Raw genomic sequence first — 21491 nt, 5'->3', positions numbered from 1 at the left:
CTACGTTTATTCATCCGAAGTGTAAATTATCCAATAAGTAATTTGTGTGTATTCATACTATTTACGAAATGCAATTAGGAGGAGAAAAATGAAATTTAGCGTATTAGTTCCAAGGAAAATAGCGCAGGCAGGTATTGATTATCTGGAAAACAATGGTTGTACAGTTGATGTGCAACAGGAGATGACTACAGATGAACTTAAGGGTTCCATACAACATTACGATGCGGTAGTGCTTAGAACAAACATAATAAACAGTGAAATAATTGCCAACGCAACTAAGTTGAAAATTATAGCACGATACGGTGTTGGTTTAGATAACATTGATATAGAGGCAGCCACGAATCGTGGAATCTATGTAACCAATACTCCAACTGCTAATATTAATTCCGTAGCAGAACATGTAGTTGGATTGATACTCTCCATTTCCCGTCAAATAAATAAGGCTGATCGCGCAGTTAGAGATGGAGATTATAGTATACGAAATAGTTTACCTGGAACAGAGTTAAAAGGTAAAATCCTTGGGATCTTAGGTTTAGGTAATATAGGGAAGTTGGTAGCTGAAAAATGCGCTCTAGGATTCGGGATGAGGGTGATTGCATACGACCCATATATAGATCAACCAATGATTGATTATATCTCTATTGAAAATAATTTGGAAAAATTGATTAAACAAGCTGATTTTATATCGTTGCATTTACCATACAATACCTCCAACCATCATCTATTTAATAAAGAAAAGATTGGATGGATAAAACCTTCCGCATTTTTAATTAATGCTGCAAGGGGAGGGCTGGTTGACGAAGAAGTATTAGCAACCGCTTTAAAAGAAAAGTCTATCGCTGGAGCAGCATTAGATGTTTTTGAACAAGAACCACCTTGCTTGAATCATTCTTTGTGGGAACTTGATAATATTATCGTCACACCACATATAGCCGCATTAACCAACGAAGCAATGAACGAAATGTCATTAGATTGCGCAAAGGAAATTATCCGAATTAAAAACAAAGAGAAACCGCATTTTTGGGTGAATAAACAGGAAATGACTTAAAAGAGTTCTAGACGTAAGGCATTCAAATAGTCAACTAAAATTCGTCTAAAGAATTCTCATGTAAGTACAAACAGGGTTGATAAGAAGAGGTCGTTCACTATGCTTGTAGATGTCGCGGACTATAGAAGGAATAAAACATTCGAATAGGAATGGTGTTATGAGAAGTAATCAAATGATAATGAGGTGGCAGGCATGCGTGTTATTGAAACCTTAATAAAAGACATACCTTTACCTAGAATGGTTAAAGTGCAGCAAGATTTTTACGCTCCCGAGATTTTAGAGGTAGACAAAGCTGTACATGATGCGATTAAGGAAGCAGGGGTGCTATCGAGAATTACAGAAGGTGATCGCGTTGCAATTGCCGTAGGAAGCCGAGGTGTAGCGGATATTCCTATTTTAACAAGGGAAGTAGTTAATGCTGTTAAATCAGTTGGTGGGCTACCATTTATTGTACCAGCTATGGGTAGTCACGGAGGGGCAACAGCAGAAGGTCAACGGGATGTATTAGAGAAACTGGGAGTTATAGAGGAATTCATTGGAGCTCCGATTATATCTACTATGGATGTCGTTGAATTAGGTAGATTACCAAAGGGGTTACCAATATATATCGATAAAAATGCTTACGAGGCGGATAAAATTATCTTTATAGCAAGGATTAAACCGCATACTGCCTTTCGTGGTACCCATGAGAGTGGTCTTGCAAAAATGATTACGATTGGTCTTGGCAAACAAAAAGGGGCGGATGCTGCACATTCTTACAGTTTCAAATATATGGCCGAACATGTACCGGCAATGGCTAGAATAACTTTAGCTAACGCTCCTATAATCTTTGGGCTTGGTACAATTGAAAATGCGTATGACAGACCGGCCAAAATTATAGCTGTTCCTGCCGAAAAAATAGTTGAAGTTGAACCTGAATTGTTACTTGAAGCCAAATCACTTATGCCGAGATTAATGTTTAATCCTATTGATGTTCTCGTGGTGGACGAGCTCGGAAAAGATATTTCAGGAAGCGGGATGGATCCTCATATCACCGGGCGATATCCGACTCCGTACGCAACAGGAGATCAAAAAACCTCAAAAATCATAGTTTTGGATCTCACTGAACAAACACATCATAATGCAAACGGAATAGGTCTAGCGGATATAACCACTCGAAAAGTATTTGAAAAAACAGCCTGGGATAAAGGATTTGCCAATGCCCTTACAAGTCTTGTAACCGATGTGGTAAAGTTTCCAATGTTCATGGATACTCCAGAATCAGCAGTTAAAGCAGGAATAAAAACATCTGCTTTATTTGATCCATCAAAAGTGCGGCTAGTTCGAATAAAAAATACACTCCATATAAAGGAAATTTATATTTCAGAGAGCCTATTGGCTGAAGCAAAACAAAATGAAAATATTAAAATACTTGGCGAGCCTCATATTATTAATTGGTAAAATTGGATGGAAGCTGAATTTTTTGTCTTTACCATGGTTTTGTCAGAAAGGATTTTTAATAAATGACGAGGATTTAGGGTTGGAACGACTGAAGCAGGTTACGATAAGGGATTCGTAGTGTTTAAGATCTTGTGAGCTTTCCATTGTTAAACCCAGTAGAACTTATTATCCAGGTCCAGCGCTTGAAAACGAAAGATGCAGAAACGGTCGAACAGTACACGCAGCTTGCATGCAACTGGAAATTGATTAACAGGTGCCAATGGAGACAGCGATTATATCTCTTCTGCTGTTTACAATAATGGTTAAATTAGTTTTAATTCCAGCTGTATATCGGATATCCATCAGGTATGGTTGTGAAGGATTAAGAGTTATTCATAATATTATTCTAATCAGGTGCATGAGTTCTACATGCATCTGATTTTATTGTTGCTTTTTAAGAATGTATGTAAGAGAGAGTTGTATATCGTATATATCTGAATGAAGGCAAACAAACAGTAATTAATAGAAATAATTTTCAAATTAGGATAAAAAGTAGAAATTTTTTCTGAAAAGTCTTGCTATATAATTATCAAACAATTAAAATGAAGGTTAAGGAAACGCTTTCATAAAGAGGTAATTTCCGTTTTCACAATTAAAAGGGAGGAAAAAAGAATGAAAAAGAGACTTTCATTTGCATTAGTTACTGCTTTACTTTTAGTTGGCTTAATGGCTTGTAGTAGTGAGGATGAAGGAAATGCTACTTCAGACGCTGGATCATCAGGTGAACTTTCAGGGGAAGTGACCATGTGGACTGCTTCATTGGCTGGTGAACCATTTGATAGTTATTTTGCTGATTTAGAAGCAGCATTTGAAGAAATGCATCCAGAAGTTGATGTCATCATAGAAGATATTCCACAAAATGAAATTGAACAAAAAGTACTTACTTCACTAACTGGTGATGATGTTCCAGACGTTGTGAACCTAGCACCGCGTTATATGATTAATATTGCTGCACAAGGTGGGCTTTTAGAGTTAAATGACTTAGTAAGTGAAGAAGTCCAAAATTCCTATTTAGAAGGCCCTTTTGAAGCAGGGTATTTTGAAGAAGACTTATATGCCTTACCTTGGTATTTAACAACTACGGTAAGCTGGTACAATAATGACCATTTCGAACAAGCTGGAATTACGGAAACTCCTCAAACCACACAGGAAATTTATGATACAGCCAAGGCTATTACAGATGCAACAGGTAAACCTTCTTACTACCAAATCATCAACCAAGGTGACACGGTAATCGAAAAGATGATTTCCATAGCGAATGGTGAGCCGATTGTGGAAGAAGGAAAAGCGTTATTAACTGAAAATGAAGAGATTCTTGAGTTCTTTACGCTAACACAAAAAATGTATGAAGAAGGGATTATGCCACAGGAAAATGCGGAAGGATCTTTCTCTACTGCACAAGAACTATTTATGGCTAATAATGTATCCCTCCTTGAAAGTGGGGTAACCTTCTTGGGACCGATTGAATCTGGTGCACCAGATGTATATAATGCAGCAAAAGCTGGTCAACCATTAAATGCCTTAGATGCGCCAATGAACGTAGCTGTTATGAATTTTTCTATTCCATCAAAAACAGATAACCCAGATGCGGCAGTTGCATTAGCGGAATTTGTTACGAATGCAGAAAATCAATTAGAGTTTGCAAAAGTTGCTGGAACGGTACTTCCTTCCACAACGGAATCATTGGAGGATGAATATTTTACGAATCCAGGGGACTCACCTAAAGCGTTGGGGATGTTAGAAGCATCAACTTCTCTTGAACGTTCGAAGGTGCTTATTCCACCGGTAGAAAATTCTTCTGAGCTTTATGAAATAGTTAAAATGGCATTTGTAAAAAATATCCAAGGAGATATAACTCCTGAAGAAGCCTTGCAGGAAATCACAGAAAAATGGGATGCATCCTTTGAAAAGGCTGGTTTAACACCAACATTCTAATACATTACAAAACTGAAGAGACTAGCAGCCCTTGCTAGTCTCTAAATTCAGGAGGGATATGAATGAGTAGACATCCTTTCTCCAAAAAGAGTCTAACAGAAGCTATTACACCTTGGTTATTCTTACTTCCATCTATTGTGATATTAGTAACGTTTTTAGCAATACCAATTATAGAAGCGTTTCAATGGAGTTTTCTAGATTATAAGATTATTGCAGATACAAGTGAATTTGTAGGTTTTGCTAATTTTAAAGAGATATTCTCGGACGAAATGTTTTGGATGGCATTTGTGAACACAATCTTATATGTTGCCATTGTTCTTCCTTTAAACATATTTCTTCCGATGATTTTAGCTGTTCTAGTTAATCAAAAAATACGTGCTGTTGGGGCTTTTCGGGTGCTTTATTATTTACCAGTTGTAACGCCGATTGTCGTAGCCGCATTAATGTGGAAAATGCTTTATTCCCAGGATGGTACGGTATCCAACTTCTTCGTAAAACTAGGCATAATTGATTCTCCAATGAATTTTTTAACGAATACAACAACAGCACTTATCGCGGTCGCATTTATTACCGTTTGGAAAGGGCTTGGTTACTATATGATTATGTATCTAGCAAACCTGCAATCTATTCCAAAACAAGTGTATGAATCAGCAAGTATTGACGGTGCGAATGGCATACAGCAATTCTTTAAGATTACGGTACCGATGATGGTTCCTTCCATGACATTGGTTTCGGTTCTAACTATTATTAACGGATTGAAAGTCTTTGAAGAAATAGCTCTGACAACCAATGGAGGTCCAGCTGGGGCTACTACTACACTTGTTATGTATATTTACGATAAGTTCATGAATTTGGATGTGTCCATTGCTTCTGCTGCTGGACTAGTCTTATTACTGTTAGCCATTATTGGATCACTCATTCAAATGAAGCTAACAAGTGGTCGGGAAGATGATTTGAAGGCTTAAAAAGGAGCTGAAAGAAAGTGAAAACAAAGACACAAACAAAGAAAATTATCCTCTATATTGTCATGCTCGCAATTTGTGTCGTAACGGTTGGTCCGTTTTTATATACATTATTTATTGCGCTAAAACCTGCAACACAAGGAATCTATGATGGATTATTACCTGCTAATCCAACGTTTGCAAATTTTGTTGATGCATTTTATAAGACTGATTTCTTACGCTACCTTTTAAACACTGTCATCGTAACTGGGATTGCAGTACCGTTTAACTTACTATTCAGCAGTATGGCTGGGTATGCACTTGCCCGAATGAATTTTAAAGGAAGAAGTATTGTTCTTACGCTTATCATCTCTACGATGACCGTTCCTTTCCAATTATATATGGCACCTCTATTTCAAATCGCAGGTGAGCTTGGGTTGCGAAACAGTTATGTAGGTTTAGCTGTGCTGCAGGTTTCGACTGCATTTGGTATTTATTTTATGCGCCAAGCATTCTTGACTGTACCTAAAGAATTGGAGGAATCTGCTTATCTGGATGGAGCGAATCGTTTTCAAGTATGGTGGAAGGTTGCTATGCCGCTTGTGAAACCAACGTTAATATCGCTAGCAATCTATACGTTTACCTTTACGTGGGGAGATTACTTATGGCCTCTGATCAACACGACAGAAAGCAGCATGTATACATTATCAATTGCGTTAGCACAAATGTCACAAAACTTTGATGGGGGTAATTTAAAATTAATAAGTGCTGCTTCCATCTTAACGACGATACCTAGTCTGCTCATCTTTATTTGGTTACAAAAATACTTTATTTCCGGACAAACGGATGGAGCAGTTAAGGGATAAGTGCACAATTAAAATTTGGCCAGATCACTACATGGGTGATCGGAGTTTGTAAGGAGAGGTACAATGAGAGATTTTATCGCGTTTGACATAGGTGGCACGTTAATCAAATACAGTGTTCTCAAAGAGAATGGCAGTATTATTTATAAAAATGAAGTCCCTACCGAGGCAGATTTAGGAGGATTAGAAGTGATCAATAAAGTAAAAAAGATTGGGTATGAACTGCTTCAATCCTATCTTATTGCTGGAATCTGCATTAGCACGGCTGGCCAGGTGGATTCTAAAAAAGGGGAAATACTATATGCCTCTTCCCTCATTCCAAATTATACCGGAATGCAAATCAAAAAAGAGTTGGAAACTTATTTTCAATTACAGGTGGAAGTGGAGAACGATGTAAATTGTGTGGGATTAGCAGAATCTTGGATTGGAAAAGGAAAAGATGTTAAAAGCATGTTCTGCCTCACAATTGGTACAGGAATTGGCGGTAGTTATGTTATCGACAATAAGCTGCACAGTGGTCATAGCTATAGTGGTGGAGAGATTGGTTATATTCCAATTGAAGGAAGTCAATTTGAGGAACTTGCTTCAACAAGAACTCTCGTAAAAAATGTGGCTAAGCAAAAAGGCTTTGCTGAGGATAAGCTTAATGGGAAGGAAATATTTAAATTAGCATTGAGTGGAGACGAGGTTTGCATAAGAGAAATCAATCAGCTTGTGTATTACTTATCAAAGGGGATGGCAACGATTGCCTATATGATGAATCCAGAAATGATTGTGATTGGTGGAGGAATAACCAATCAAAAGGAATATCTTTATCCGCTTATTATGAAGCAATTAAAGAAGGATCTTATACCTGCACTACTAGATAAAACGAAAATTGAAATTGCGGGGAATTTAAATGATGCAGGAATGGTTGGTGCATTACGGCATTTTCTACTTCAAGAATCCTTGCAACCTTTTAATCGGATTACGACGATGATTGAATCAAATAAACATAAATTAACCAAAGGCGAAGCTGCCATAGCCAAATATGTAACGATGAATTTAAGCGACGTACCTAATCATACCATTTCTCACATGGCCGACAAAATCAATGTTTCTGAATCGATGATTACGAGATTTTGCAAGAAGCTTGAAATTGGTTCCTACAATCAGTTGCGTATGATGGCAAAAGAAGCAACGATTGGAACAAGGCTTCACGATAAAACAGAGAATTCTAGTCAAGTAGAGATTAAAGAAGACTATATTAACATCTTGAACAAAATCGATACGTTAAACCAATCAGTTGATTTTGGGGAAATTGGATCACAGCTTAGGCTTGCGAAACGCATTATTTTATACGGATCTGAAGAAATGGAATATGTTATGAATCAACTCAAGTATAAAATGATGGAACTTCACATACCTGTTGACGTTTTTTCCAATCGCTATCAAATGGATCGCTCAGTTCACTTACTGGATCAGCACTGCTTAGCAGTGGGATTAAGTATTTCAGGATTTAACGCAAATGTACTAAAAATGCTTGAAGCTGCTAGGAAGTGTAATGCAACAACGATTGGAATGACTAGCCAGCAGGATTCACCGATAACAGAAAGAGCAGATATTACGTTTTTTATCCCTTCCGGCAATGACGTAGGAAAAGTTACTCATTCGATTAGTGAAGTATCCTTATTTTATTTACTTGATACTTTTTTAAAGGAAATACAAACATTGAAAAAAACGAAAGTTATGTAATAAAGAGGTGTGTAAATGAAAATCATCTATACTCCAATTGACGAACGACCTTGTAATACACATGTTGTAGAACGAATCGCAGCTACAGCGAAGGATATTGATTTATTGTTACCCCCTAAGGTACTGTTTGGGTTTAAAAAGCAACCTGCCGATACAGATGGGATGTGGCAATGGATACAGCGTGCCGCTCCTGAGGTGGATGCGATTATTCTTAGTATCGATATGCTTGTCTATGGTGGATTACTTCCGTCTCGTATTCATTATTTGTCGGATGGAACCGTCGAGAAATGGATAGAAAGGTTACGAAGTTTCCATCAACAGTATCCGGCATTACCTATCTATGCATCTAACATGATTATGCGCACTCCTAAGTATAGCTCTAGTGATGAGGAGCCCACCTATTATGAGGAGTGGGGAAGAGAAATTTTCCTGCATGCTTATTTGGAAGACAAGCAAAATGTTAGTGGATTAACGGATGATGAAACAGCTGAACTTATAGCAATACAGCAAAATCTCCCAAAGCAATATGTGGAGGATTATGAAAATCGCCGAAGCTTTAACCTGCATATCAATCAATCTATGTTGGAATTAGTTAAAGAGGGAGTTATTAGTTTTCTTGCAATTCCACAGGATGATAGTGCGGAATATGGTTACACCGCAAGGGACCAAGCTATTGTCGCAGTAAAACGTGAACAGCTCAGGCTTTATAACGACGTTCATATTTATCCCGGTGCAGATGAGGTTGGTGCAACCCTGCTCACTCGAATTTATAATACCCATTATCAGAAGAGGCCAAGAATTTATCCGATTTGGAGCAGCATATTAGGTCCTCAGATTATTCCAATGTATGAGGATCGCCCTTTTGCCGAGAGTCTCAAGGCACATGTTTTAGCTAGTGGTTGTCAGCTGGTTGATCAAGCTGAAGAAGCGGATATAATTCTCGCCTATAATACACCAGGTCGCGTGATGCAAGAAGCTTGGGACCAAGGTAAGAAGGACATAACGTATTCTAGCTTTCGTGATTTATTGCATTTCGTGGATCAGATTGCCTCTTATGTAAAGGAAGGCAAAAAAGTGGTTGTAGCAGATTCTGCATATGCAAATGGTGGTGATTCTCAGCTTATTACACTGTTAGATGAAGCTGGAATTTTAGATAAATTACTTTCTTATAAAGGCTGGAATACAAATTGTAATACGCTTGGTACAACGATTGCCCAAGGAGTCATTGGGATGGATGGCGACCAAACTGTAATCCAACAAAACTTAATTTATCATTTGTTAGATGATTATTTTTATCAAGCCGAAATTCGTATGGAGATGCTAGCAGATTTTCTTGCCACACATCATTTATCGTATTTTGATTTAGAAGATAAAGCAAGCCTTGTGAATGCAGAACGAGATAAGCGTTTATGGAAACGTTATAACGACTTATTGATGAATAGCTTTAAAGGATTCGAAATTGCAATGCTAAAAACGTATGCACCGTGGAATCGGATGTTTGAATGCGGTATTGAACTGGAAACGAAAACGATTTAATTACAAGTCAATCAATTGTAAAAGGAAGGAGTTGACGGGATGAGGAAGGAAGCGGCAGACGTCATCGTTGTCGGCGGGAGTCTTGGTGGATGCATTGCGGCATTGTCGGTAGCAAAAATGGGGTTATCCGTTATGTTAACGGAGGAAACCGATTGGATCGGCGGCCAATTGACAAGCCAAGCGGTCCCGCCTGATGAGCATCCTTGGATTGAGGAGTTCGGTTGTACGACTACTTATCGTCATTTTAGAAATCGTGTACGAGATTATTATAAACAGAACTATGCCTTAACAGAAAAGGCGATGAAGGAAGAACGATTGAATCCCGGAAATGCATGGGTTAGTCGTCTTTCACATGAACCAAAAGTTGCTTTACAGGTACTTGAGGATATGTTAGCACCTTATGTAAACAGTGGAAAACTTCGTATCCTGTTAAACCATAAACCTATTGATGTCCAAACAAGTAGCGAAGTAATAGAATCTGTAGTTATTCGAGATAATGTAAAAGGAGAGCTGGCAGAACTTACTGGAAACTACTTTTTAGATGCTACGGAGTGTGGCGACGTCCTTCCGCTTGCAGGGGTAGAATATGTGATTGGTGCTGAGTCCCAGAAGGAAACGGGCGAGCCGCATGCTCCTTTACAGGCAGATTCAAAAGATGTACAGGCTGTTACACATGTACTTGCAGTCGACTACCTAAAAGAAAGGAATAGTATTATTGAGAAACCCGACCAGTATGATTTTTGGAAACGCTATATTCCGAGTTATTCGAAATGGCCATTACTTAGTTGGTATGCCGTGAATTCTTTGGATACAAGTACGATGAAGAAGTTCACGTTGTTTCCTAACGAACAGGATATTCCAGCTCTTTTTACTTATCGAAGGGTACTAGACGTTACGCATTTAATAGATTCAATATATTACGGTGATGTGTCACTAATAAATTGGCCGCAAAATGATTATTTTTTAGGTTCGATTATTGATGTTACGGAAGAGGAGCGAGAAAAGCATTTAAAAGGCGCAAAGCAGCTAAGTCTGTCTCTTTTATATTGGTTGCAAACCGAGGCTCCAAGATTGGATGGTGGGAAGGGTTATCCAGGCTTACGATTACGTATGGATGTTTTGGGAACGGACGACGGACTTGCTAAATATCCTTATATTCGCGAGTCGCGGAGAATAAAGGCGCAATATACGATAACAGAGAATGATGTTAGTAAAGATTTACGGGAAAGCATTCGCACCTATCCAGATAGTGTTGGCGTAGGAAGCTATCACCTTGATTTACACCATACGACTGTCTCAAATCGGACGTTTTATATTCCTAGCCACCCATACGAAATCCCGCTTGGTGCATTGATTCCATTGCGCGTAACAAATCTACTGCCAGCATGTAAAAATATTGGAACCACGCAAATTACCAATGGATGTTACAGACTGCATCCCACTGAATGGAATATTGGGGAGGCAGTCGGATATTTAGCCGCTTACGCCATTGCAAATGAGGTTGAACCAAAGGAAGTTAGACAAAACTCGAAACATTTACAAGCTTATCAACAGTTATTAATCGAAAAAGGTATCGAGCTACACTGGCCAGATGAGATGGAATTCTAAAAAAGAAAGGATATTATACGTTGTTGAATCGAACGAAAAAAACCTTTCATAGCAATATATTAAAACAAGATTATGAATACTGCGTTTTAACTTCAGACGAGGAAACAGAGGAAGCTTATCTTCTATATGTTCAGGACGGAAAAGATTATTTAGAACTTGGAAAATTAGAGAATGCATTCCAAAATTTATTGGAAAAACAACCAGAGATTGCTAGGAAGTTAGTTTTTATACTTGTGCACCCAGGGAATTCGATGGACAGGTGGAACGCCTACCATCATAAGGGAAAAAAATTTAAACAATACCTCACCTTTATGACAGAAGAATTTTTACCAGAAGTGGAAGTAGAAATCGGTAGGAAGATAGTCCGTCGTGGTCTTCTAGGGGATTCATTAGCAGCAAATATATCGCTAAACATTGCAGGAATGTGTCCAGAGACATGGACACATCTCTTGTTGCAATCGGCAGCTGTTTCCGAAAAAGATATTGAAATGGTAGAACAATTAAAGTATGTGCAATGGCTCGTTTATCAAACTGTTGGAAAATACGAAGATGAATATGTTTCGTTGCTTACAAATGAAAACTTATATATTTTGACTCGAAATCGAGAATTACACGAAATGTTAGTGAAAAAAGGTGCACGGATTGTATATTCCGAGCAGGAAGAGAAGCATGAATGGCGTTTTTGGAAGTCGGATTTAATGAATGCGTTAGAGTTTTTCCTTTTTACTTCTTAGTTTGTTTCTTGGAGTTTGGCCTGGCGCGATGCTCAGCTCGAACTGCAAACGGGTTACATCTTTAAAGGAGGTGATGTATTCGCTTGTTTTGTCGTTTGTATAGAGATAAATAAATAGAAAACATCCATCAACGTAATAGGTTGCTAATAAATTTTTTTGGAGGTAAAGAAAATGAGAAAATGGTTTAGTATGTTACTGACTATTGTTTTGTTTTTGACGTTAGCAACCCCAATTCAAGCAGCACCTGGGAGAGGCCTTGAGAAGGTCCTTTCTAATCTTGTAAAAAATGAAAACATTAAAGGGCGTGTGCTTTGGTATGATTTATCTGCAAACATTCACAACCTAGATACACCTGAAAAGGTAGCAAATATTGTGGAAAAAACAGCGAATGCGAATATCGACACCATTGTTTTAGATGTGAAGAATTATACTGGTTTCGTCGGCTATGACAGTGATATTGCGCCACATATGAGTACAGCGGAGATTGCCGACTATGGCGATTTTCCAGCTGGCTATGATTTACTGGAAACAGTTCTTGTTGAAGCAGATAAGTACGGTTTGGAAGTTTTAGCGAATATCAATGTTTTCTCAGAAGGAAACAACACGTATAAAGATGGTCCAGCTTTTGATCATCCGGAATGGCAATCCCAATTCTATACGGCCGTACAAATTGTTGAGGCAAAAAATGGAGCGACAGTGCCATTAGATGGGGTGAATACAGAAAGAGGGGAAAACCAAATTATTTTATTTACTCCTGATAAATATGATGTTTCCCCTTCTAATCGCTGGGGAGTTGAAGTTCAAGTTGTTGATGGCGTAATCTCTCAAATCGAAGACAGAGTGGCTACGAATGGAGAGGCTTTAGAAATTCCGGAAAATGGTGTCGTGTTATCTGCCCATGGAAAAGCAAGAACTTGGGTATTGGAAAATCTGAAGGTTGGTGATCCAGTTGCACATGAAGAGTCTGAAACGAGGATTATACCAGCTTCAGAATATCCTTCTTCTTCAGTGTTTGTAAATCCAATCCAGGAAGATGTTCGTAACTATGAATTGAGTATTATAGAAGAGCTAATCACGAACTATGATTTAGATGGTATTGTGCTTGATAGAGCAAGATATTCGAATGAACATGCTGACTTTAGTGATTTAAGTCGTGAGCAATTTGAAAAATATATTGGCGAGGAAGTGACTAATTGGCCAGAAGACATCTATGAAATCCAGTTAGATGGAACAGAGCAGATAATCGTTGAAGGACCGTTATATAAAGAATGGGTTGAATTCCGTGCACATAATATCCAATCTTTCTTCAAAGATGCAGAAGATCTCATTCATTCTTATGACGATGATTTATTGTTTACCACCTATGTTGGTTCTTGGTATCCACTCTACTATAATGAAGGTGTAAACTGGGCAAGCAAAGATTACAAGCCAGAGTATGATTGGGCTAGCGAAGACTACCATAAAACTGGTTATGCTGAATATCTCGACTTCCTCATGACCGGTAATTACTATTATGATGTAAGTATTGAAGAATCGGATGCTTCCGACTTGCCGTATTGGTATAGTGTCGAAGGGTCTGCACAGCTCGTAATGGAAGTAGTAGATTATGCTGCACCAGTATATGGTTCTCTCTATCTTCAACAATATGAAGGTGACCCAGAACAATTCCGAAAAGCAATCCGTACATTAGAAGATAACACACATGGGATTATGTTATTCGACTTAGTATATCTAGAAATGTATGGTTGGTGGGATATTATAGAAGAAGAGTTTGCTAAAGATACGAAAGCACCACATCAAATTCCTGGGCTATTGAAAATGATTCGCAAAGATAAGTAAGATAATGTGACCTTGACCAAAACTTCAATTGGTGGAAAATTTTTTAGATTTCCGCTGATAGAGGTTTTGGTTTTATTTGTTCATTATAGAAGAGTACTAGTTTAAAGAAGCAGGGAAATAAACTGCTGATATTTGCTTGTATCTCCCTTCATATTATTCAAACTACCAACAAAATTACTAGATTTTTATCTTGATTTTCCAAAAATAGTAAACTTGTCTGATTGTTTTAGTTGTTTTTCGCTGATAATCTATTAATGAGGTAAAAAAACATTTTTACGAGGAGGAGTAAGATGAGCGATCGGAAAAAAGTGTGGTTCGAAGATGCCGAACGTAAACTTGACCCTGGCTTAGTGGAACAATTACGAAATTCTCGAAAAGTACCCAAACAGGAAAACGACAACAAGGAAATCCCCATTATCGTTTATTTGAAAAAGAATTGCGATCAAGGCAAAAAAGACGACCTCCTGAAAGTATGCAATGCTGACTCCCAAAACAAACTAGGTAGAGAACTCCGAAGTATAAATGCGATGCAAGGACATTTAACACCTGATAGAATAAAAGAAATTAAAGATCATGAAGCAGTAGATCGAATATTTTATGATCGGATTGTAACTTCCTTTATGGATATTGCCTGTGAGCAAACAGGAGCTGTGAAAGTTAGAGAGCAGCTTGGGTTAACTGGGAAGGGCGTTACGATTGCCGTAATTGATACTGGTATCCATCCACATGAAGACTTGACCAATCCAGAAAATCGAATAATAGCTTTTCAAGACTTAATAAACGGTGAAAGTGAAGCCTATGATGATAATGGACATGGCACCCATTGTGCTGGTGACGCTGCTGGAAATGGAAGCCTGTCCAATGGAAAATACGTGGGGACAGCACCAGAAGCCTCACTCATTGGAATAAAAGTTTTAGATGAACAAGGGAGTGGGAGATTATCCACCATTATTGAAGGCTTGGAATGGTGCATCGATCATAAAGAGGAGCATAATATCCGTATAATCTCACTCTCACTTGGAGCTTCTGCTTATGAATCGTTCAGGGATGATCCATTAGCATTAGCTGCTCAATCTGCGTGGCATGAAGGAATTGTTGTATGTGCTGCTGCTGGAAACAGTGGGCCTTCTGCAGCAACTATCAGCACTCCTGCAATCGACCCATTTATTATTACAGTTGGATCAACGGATGATCAGAACACATTAGAGCGCGCAGATGATGTGATAGCAGATTATTCTAGTAGAGGCCCTACAATTGATACGTTCGTTAAACCGGACATTTATGCACCGGGTACAAATATTATTTCCTTATTAGCCCCAGGATCGGCACTTGAATCTGAATTGCCAGAGATGGTTATTGACGAAAACTATATTCAATTGTCTGGTACATCGATGGCAACTCCGATTTGTGCGGGTATCATTGCCCTAATGCTAGAGGCTAATCCGAGTCTCAGTCCAAATGATATTAAGAGTATTCTAAAAGCAACTTCTCACCCAACACTAGATGATGTATGGGGATATATTGAAGCGGAGAGTGCTGCCCGTATGGCACAGAATTATTTAGCTCCGGCTGAAGCCATTCCGGAAAGTTAAATAAGAAACGAAAAGGGAGGACAAATCGTTCTCTCTTTTTTATGCCTCTTTTTGCTGTAAGGGATTTCATGAAGGTCTTTAGAAGCATTACAAATATCTTGCATTTCCATACATTTCTTTATCATGCAATTTACAGTCATTTAATAGATTTTCTCTATAATTAAAGACAAATACGGGTAAAGGGAGAGATTCAGCTCATGATACGAAAATTTACGGTTTTAGCATTGTCGGCAATATTCTTTATGTTTATTTTTGCAGTTCCTGTATTCGCATCGAATGGAAAAAGCGAAATGGTTAATGTTGCACATCGCGGTGCTTCAGGACATGCACCAGAAAATACAATGGCTGCATTTGAAAAGGCATTCGAAATGAAAGCTGATTTTATAGAAATTGATGTTCAAATGACACGAGATGGAAGGTTAGTAGCTATTCATGATACAACCGTAAATCGTACAACCAATGGTAATGGATTTGTTGGAGATTATACTCTAGAAGAAATTCAGCAATTGGATGCAGGCAGCTGGTTCGGAGAGGAATTTGCAGGTGAACGGGTTCCTACTTTTGAGGAAATAATAGATGAATATCGCGGAAAGATAGGAATATTAATAGAATTAAAATCTCCTGAATTATATCCAGGCATGGAAGAAAAAGTTGCTGAGGCTCTGATCGAGCGTAATATGCACAAGCCTAGTAACGGTAAAATTATTATTCAGTCATTCAATCATGAATCGGTACAGCTATCAAAGCAACTTCTGCCAAATATCCCACATGGGGTTCTTGCTGGATTAACATGGGCGGATGTTACGGATGAACAGCTAGCACAATTTGCAACATATGCTGATTTTTTCAATCCAAATATGAATATTGTCACAGAAGATCTGGTTGACCGTGTTCATCTCGCTGGGATGGAAATTTACGCTTACACTGTACGAACTCAGGAGCAAGCAGATAACTTATTTGAACTTGAGGTTGATGGTATCATTACGGACTTTCCTGAGTATGTTTACCGGCATCCGGTGAAGAATTGAGGAATCTGAAGTGGTTAGCAATCTTGTAATGGAATATTCGAATAAATGCGTAGAATTCATCTGTGTTTAATAAAGTGGACATTAGGCTTTTAATGTTAAGAGTTAAATATATTATCATATGAAAATAAATTACTGACCGTTTACCAATAGAGACCAGATTAAAGATTTGGTAATAATTTATAAGCACACTCACTTGGCGAGTGTGCTGTTTTGTGTGGTGGTGTAGTGCTTAATGTGTAAGGTATAATTTGAAAAAACAGCAAGAATACATCCATTATATAGGATGTACCAAAAGCCTCGGGAGTATGGATGGGGCATAACCGACTGCCGTTACAATGGCTTGAGGCGTAGGTATTGCTACTTGAGGTCATGAATCAAGAGCTGACCTCATAATCATATCTTCTAATGGACAATCAGTAAGTATATTTACCTAGTGTTAATTTTGATCAAATAGAGCATAAGATCTATAAAATAATGTTATAATTCTATATATTAATATTATTAATGATATAGCTGTCATTAATTATCGTACATCATTTCTGTCGTGTGAAAGACAGAAATAAATGTACTTCATAGAATAAGGAGTATAACAGTGTAAGGAAAAATATTATCATTCTAAAAATAAAGGGGTAAGAAAATGGACAATAATTTAAAGGAAGATCGATCGAATCATGATGAAGTGGTAGATACAGATTTATTTTTTCGTTCTTTGTTTACGTATAATCCTGATATCGTTTTTTTTGCAGATAAAGAGGGGGTTATTGCATCAGTAAATGAAGGGTTTACGGATGCCCTAGGTTATTCAAAAGAGGAAATTGCATTATACCCGTTGGAAGAAATTCTCTTAAAAAGTGAAGTCCCTAAGTTTAGAGCGTTATTTAATAGTACCCTTTCTGGAAGAATTGAACATGATAATACTGTTATCGTTCAGAAAAATGGTGCTCCACTTCAAGTGGAAATACATATTATTCCTGCCATATCAGAAGGAAAGACGATTGGTATTTTTGGGATATTTAAAGATCGGACAGAATTGAATACAGCGAAGTATGAGCTGACTGAATCGGAATTGAAGTTTAGAAGTCTCGTTGAAGAATCTAGCTTCGGAGTTTTTATTATACAAAATAAAAAATTAGTTTACGGGAATCCGAGGCTATCCGAAATTGTTGGTATACACTCATCAAATGTTAGCTCGGATTTCGATATTTACCACTATATACATCGAGCAGATCAAGCTATATTTCTATCTATAATTAATAATCTAATGGATGGGGAAGAAAGTATTGAGCAATCCATCAGAATGATTAAAGTAGACGGGAGTAGGATAGATGTAGAGTTCCGTGTGAAAAAGGTTTTATATCACAATTATTCAACAATCATTGGGACAATTATTGATATTACGGAACGTAAAAAGGCTGAGGAGTTGAATAACTTCTTGGTCTATCATGATGCATTAACAAAGCTTCCAAACCGTAGATTTCTGAATGAGAAAATAGAACAGGAAATCGTTATTAGTAATACACTAGAAAAACGATTTGCGCTAATGATTTTAAACTTAGATCGTTTCAAGTATGTGAATGATACGTTGGGTCATTTGACCGGTGATAAGCTACTTAAAGCATTTTCCGATAGATTAAAAGAGAAGCTTGAGGATGAAGCGGTTCTTACAAGGGTAGATGGAGATGAATTTGTTATTTTATTACCCAATATCGTAAATTCAGAGCAGGTTATAGCATATGCGAAAAAGTTGATAGAATCAATCGATCAGCCATTTCATATCGACAATTATGAACTTTTTGTTTCTACGAGTATTGGGATTAGCTTTTATCCAAATGATGGAAAGGATTATGAAACAATTGTCAAGCATGCTAATTCTGCTTTGTACAAGGCTAAAAGCAAAGGAAATAATACATATCAAATTTATACTTCCTCATTGGATGCAGAAACATATAAAACCTTTACACTTGAGTCAGATCTTAGAAAGGCATTGAAGTTGAAACAGCTAGAAATGTATTATCAGCCTAAAATATGTACAAATTCGAATCAAATTATCGGTGCAGAAGCTTTAATTCGCTGGAATCATCCAGAATGGGGATTAGTTAATCCGAATGAATTTTTACCATTAGCAGAAGAAACTGGGCTAATTGTGGATATAGGCAAATGGATTAAAGAAACAGTATGTATCCAAAATAAAGCATGGCAGGATAATGGGTTGCCGGCTATCCCTATTTCTATCAATCTATCCGCACAGCGTTTTATGGAAAAAGAAATGCTTGTTAATATCTCAAATATTTTACAAAGGACGAAACTTGACCCTAAGTACTTGGAAGTTGAAATACTTGAATCGTCACTTCTGGATAATGAAACGATGATTCTCTCTATGTTGGATGATTTTAAGAAGATGGGCATTCGGGTTTCATTAGATGACTTTGGGACAGGCTACTCATCACTTTCTTACTTGCAGAAATTTAAAGGGCGAATCGATACATTAAAAATAGATCGTACATTTATTAATGGATTAAGTCGCAAGGATTCTGAATCAACCAATTTTATTACAAAAACAATTATTGATTTAGCTCAACATCTTAATATGAATGTTATTGCGGAAGGAGTGGAAACAAATGAACAGGTGGAACTATTAAAAGAAATGAATTGTAACGCAATACAAGGTTATATATTTTCAAAGCCTGTTCCAGCAGAAGCGTTTGCTGCACTTCTGCAAAAAAGTAAAATCAAAGTTGAAGCACCATCCAAAGAAGAAAAAGTAACTGATAATAGAAGAAATTATTTCAGGATTGACCTTGATATTCCATTAAAAGGATCGATGACACTTACACGTATTCTTGGAAGAAATGTTGAACTTGGAAAAGCAGAGGTACTAATTGAAGATATTGGATTAGGTGGTCTGCGGTTTTTATCCGATATAAGGCTAACTGTCCATCAAGACATTATTTTAGAATTTGAAGCAGAGATATTGGGAAACATAGTTAATCTGCAAGGTACAGTTGTCTGGATGAAGGAAATAAGATATGGGATATATCAGTATGGAATTGAATTTATATTCGGTGATAATGTTCAGTCTGATTTAACGCAAATACTTAATAGATTAGCTATTGTATTAAGAAAAAATCCATCTCCTCCTGATTCTAGTTTTGTGACAGTAAATAAATATAGTTTTTTTAGGAAGTGAAAATAGTAAAATCCAACATAGACTTTGAATATGGAATCTTTGGTTACTCTTTCAATTGTGCTTCATCTGAAGCTGTTTAGAAAAACGAAACCTAAGAAGAACCTGCGAGATCGTTTCATTAAAATGAAAAAACCGCATGAAATCAATTAAAACTTGATTTCATGCGGTTTTATTTTTGCATTTTTACTCCAAAACGGTTAATTTTGTTTTATCTCGGTAAGAATGTCTAGGATTAAGATTTCTTTCTTGCTTCTTAATAAAGTAATTTTCTACCTATGTAATGAAAGGAGAAGTCAAATGGAAAACGACTGGGATATAGCGAAGGATTCTCTTTCCAAAATCACTGTTTCATCAAATCCTAATAATGAGCCTGTCACGATAAGTGGGGGCGCTAAAGATTTGAAGTGTATTGGTGTAGGTACAGATGCGGCAGTTTTTCAATCGATTCATGCTCCAGCTTATGTGTTTAAAAAATATGCAAAGGACAAAATTGATAAAGTTAAAGTAGAAGCAGGTGTTTATCAGATAATAGATGACTCTTCTTTCTTTTCAACATGTTTTGCTGCGTATGATGAATACCTCGTTTTAAGCTACGAGGAAGGGATGACTCTCTTTGACTGCGTTTTACAAGGGATTCACATTCCAGAGCAAGTTATAAATGATGTGGAGGATGCCCGGGAATATGTTCGTAATAAGGGTCTTAACCCACGTGATATCCATTTAAAAAATATATTACTTCAAAACGGAAGAGCAAAAATACTCGATGTTTCTGAATACATTCAGCCAGGTAATGATTTCAGATGGGAGCATCTAAAGAAAGGCTATGAACAATACTATCACTTAATTGATGGACATTCTGTACCTTACTGGTTAGTTAACACGGTACGAAAATGGTATAATCACCGAGATAAATATTTCTCTTCATATGAAGAGTTTATAAAATCCATTTTAAATTTCCTGTATAAAAAATAGGACACAAGGTTGATATTACGAAAGGAGTTCAATAGAAAGGATAAGGAGCGCCTAAATATATCAAATGATTGTAAAAAACAATTGAGATCAAGTTAATTGAATGTAAAAGGGGAGGGGACAGGTTTCTCATCCAAACAAATTTCATCATCCTCTTATTTTGCGGGTAGATGTTATATATAGGAGAATTACTATCATGTTAATAATAGTAGAGAATTACCATTAAACTTTGGTGTTTCTTCACTTTTCGGTTAAAGGTAAAAATAGCAGCTTGTTTTGATTACATTTTATTGCAAAAAAACTTGTAGTCATTTAGAAGAACAGATGATATCAATTTAATCGGATATCATTAGATCTTTCATATCTTAACTATAGAGGTGACTAGGGACAGAAGTTGACCCAGCATCCCACCAAAGAATATTAAATCTCGATAATAAATAGTATTGCAATAGCTGTCTATCTATGTTATATTAAATTTCTGCCACAAAACGGAGCTAAAAATAATAAAAAAGTTGTTGACTTTTAGTTTAATAGTGTGGTAAATTATTTCTTGTCGCTAAAAAAGTTCAATGCAAACAAGAAAATAATTCGAAAAAGTTATTGACATTATATTTTAATCTGTGATAGATTAATAAAGTCGCTTTAAAGAAGGCGGCAAACAAATTTGCTCTTTGAAAACTGAACAAAACAACCAGTATGTCAAGAAAAAGGAAACTCGTTTTTCTTTTTAAAACAAGTAGAAGTCAGCTTCTACAAAAGCTAAGTATTACAAACTTTTATGGAGAGTTTGATCTTGGCTCAGGACGAACGCTGGCGGCGTGCCTAATACATGCAAGTCGAGCGCAGGAAATAAACAGAGCCCTTCGGGGTAATGTTTATGGAATGAGCGGCGGACGGGTGAGTAACACGTGGGCAACCTGCCTGTAAGATCGGGATAACTCGCGGAAACGTGAGCTAATACCGGATAACACTTTTCATCTCATGGTGAGAAGATAAAA

At 37.2% G+C, this 21491-nt stretch carries 14 protein-coding genes and 1 rRNA gene; all 15 read left to right on the top strand.

All coding sequences use genetic code 11. From position 1 onward, the window contains the following. The first annotated feature begins 88 nt into the window (after positions 1-88). The gene (locus tag D1B32_RS19530) at positions 89-1048 is read left to right on the top strand and encodes a hydroxyacid dehydrogenase (RefSeq protein ID WP_095313885.1); all 960 of its coding nucleotides are present in this window, start codon (positions 89-91) and stop codon (positions 1046-1048) included. 192 nt (positions 1049-1240) lie between these two features. Beyond that, positions 1241-2488 (top strand): nickel pincer cofactor-dependent isomerase, group 22, encoded by a 1248-nt coding sequence (locus tag D1B32_RS19525; protein ID WP_095313886.1) that lies wholly within the window; start codon positions 1241-1243, stop codon positions 2486-2488. 651 nt (positions 2489-3139) lie between these two features. Further along, positions 3140-4462 carry an ABC transporter substrate-binding protein gene (locus D1B32_RS19520; protein ID WP_095313888.1) on the top strand — a complete coding sequence of 441 codons (1323 nt, stop codon included), beginning with the start codon at positions 3140-3142 and terminating at the stop codon, positions 4460-4462. Positions 4463-4524: 62 nt separating this feature from the next. Then, positions 4525-5427, top strand: a complete 903-nt coding sequence (locus D1B32_RS19515; protein ID WP_095313890.1) for a carbohydrate ABC transporter permease — start codon at positions 4525-4527, stop codon at positions 5425-5427. A gap of 17 nt (positions 5428-5444) precedes the next feature. Then, complete coding sequence (locus D1B32_RS19510; protein WP_240033852.1) at positions 5445-6269, top strand: carbohydrate ABC transporter permease; 825 nt, start codon at positions 5445-5447, stop codon at positions 6267-6269. Between the two features lie 63 nt (positions 6270-6332). Then, positions 6333-8000: an ROK family protein gene (locus tag D1B32_RS19505; RefSeq protein WP_118890207.1), complete on the top strand. Its 1668-nt coding sequence runs from the start codon at positions 6333-6335 to the stop codon at positions 7998-8000. A 15-nt stretch (positions 8001-8015) separates the two neighbouring features. Next, positions 8016-9536 carry a DUF4127 family protein gene (locus tag D1B32_RS19500; RefSeq protein WP_095313894.1) on the top strand — a complete coding sequence of 507 codons (1521 nt, stop codon included), beginning with the start codon at positions 8016-8018 and terminating at the stop codon, positions 9534-9536. Between the two features lie 39 nt (positions 9537-9575). Beyond that, a complete protein-coding gene (locus D1B32_RS19495) occupies positions 9576-11144 on the top strand; it encodes an FAD-dependent oxidoreductase (protein WP_095313896.1) in 1569 nt (522 codons plus the stop codon). A 20-nt stretch (positions 11145-11164) separates the two neighbouring features. After that, positions 11165-11878, top strand: a complete 714-nt coding sequence (locus D1B32_RS19490) for an alpha/beta hydrolase (protein WP_187393183.1) — start codon at positions 11165-11167, stop codon at positions 11876-11878. 171 nt (positions 11879-12049) lie between these two features. Next, a complete protein-coding gene (locus D1B32_RS19485; RefSeq protein ID WP_095313899.1) occupies positions 12050-13717 on the top strand; it encodes an alpha amylase family protein in 1668 nt (555 codons plus the stop codon). Positions 13718-14007: 290 nt separating this feature from the next. After that, positions 14008-15309 carry a S8 family peptidase gene (locus D1B32_RS19480; RefSeq protein WP_095313900.1) on the top strand — a complete coding sequence of 434 codons (1302 nt, stop codon included), beginning with the start codon at positions 14008-14010 and terminating at the stop codon, positions 15307-15309. 197 nt (positions 15310-15506) lie between these two features. Further along, the gene (locus tag D1B32_RS19475; RefSeq protein WP_095313902.1) at positions 15507-16337 is read left to right on the top strand and encodes a glycerophosphodiester phosphodiesterase; all 831 of its coding nucleotides are present in this window, start codon (positions 15507-15509) and stop codon (positions 16335-16337) included. Between the two features lie 637 nt (positions 16338-16974). Continuing rightward, positions 16975-19524, top strand: coding sequence for an EAL domain-containing protein (locus tag D1B32_RS19470; protein ID WP_095313903.1), 2550 nt, complete (start codon positions 16975-16977; stop codon positions 19522-19524). A 297-nt stretch (positions 19525-19821) separates the two neighbouring features. Next, positions 19822-20496 (top strand): serine/threonine protein kinase, encoded by a 675-nt coding sequence (locus tag D1B32_RS19465; RefSeq protein ID WP_095313905.1) that lies wholly within the window; start codon positions 19822-19824, stop codon positions 20494-20496. Between the two features lie 772 nt (positions 20497-21268). Continuing rightward, positions 21269-21491 (top strand): 16S ribosomal RNA (locus D1B32_RS19460); the annotation flags it as partial.

Origin of the sequence: Oceanobacillus profundus, from assembly GCF_003515705.1 — a bacterium.
GTDB classification, from domain to species: domain Bacteria; phylum Bacillota; class Bacilli; order Bacillales; family Amphibacillaceae; genus Oceanobacillus; species Oceanobacillus profundus.
This window is presented reverse-complemented; position numbering and strand designations above follow the sequence as displayed.

What these genes read in the sequence shown, in the direction of transcription:
- D1B32_RS19530 (WP_095313885.1), top strand. Translation starts at nt 89, where the DNA reads ATGAAATTTAGCGTATTAGTTCCAAGGAAAATAGCGCAGGCAGGTATT.
- D1B32_RS19525 (WP_095313886.1), top strand. Translation starts at nt 1,241, where the DNA reads ATGCGTGTTATTGAAACCTTAATAAAAGACATACCTTTACCTAGAATG.
- D1B32_RS19520 (WP_095313888.1), top strand. Translation starts at nt 3,140, where the DNA reads ATGAAAAAGAGACTTTCATTTGCATTAGTTACTGCTTTACTTTTAGTT.
- D1B32_RS19515 (WP_095313890.1), top strand. Translation starts at nt 4,525, where the DNA reads ATGAGTAGACATCCTTTCTCCAAAAAGAGTCTAACAGAAGCTATTACA.
- D1B32_RS19505 (WP_118890207.1), top strand. Translation starts at nt 6,333, where the DNA reads ATGAGAGATTTTATCGCGTTTGACATAGGTGGCACGTTAATCAAATAC.
- D1B32_RS19500 (WP_095313894.1), top strand. Translation starts at nt 8,016, where the DNA reads ATGAAAATCATCTATACTCCAATTGACGAACGACCTTGTAATACACAT.
- D1B32_RS19495 (WP_095313896.1), top strand. Translation starts at nt 9,576, where the DNA reads ATGAGGAAGGAAGCGGCAGACGTCATCGTTGTCGGCGGGAGTCTTGGT.
- D1B32_RS19485 (WP_095313899.1), top strand. Translation starts at nt 12,050, where the DNA reads ATGAGAAAATGGTTTAGTATGTTACTGACTATTGTTTTGTTTTTGACG.
- D1B32_RS19480 (WP_095313900.1), top strand. Translation starts at nt 14,008, where the DNA reads ATGAGCGATCGGAAAAAAGTGTGGTTCGAAGATGCCGAACGTAAACTT.
- D1B32_RS19475 (WP_095313902.1), top strand. Translation starts at nt 15,507, where the DNA reads ATGATACGAAAATTTACGGTTTTAGCATTGTCGGCAATATTCTTTATG.
- D1B32_RS19470 (WP_095313903.1), top strand. Translation starts at nt 16,975, where the DNA reads ATGGACAATAATTTAAAGGAAGATCGATCGAATCATGATGAAGTGGTA.
- D1B32_RS19465 (WP_095313905.1), top strand. Translation starts at nt 19,822, where the DNA reads ATGGAAAACGACTGGGATATAGCGAAGGATTCTCTTTCCAAAATCACT.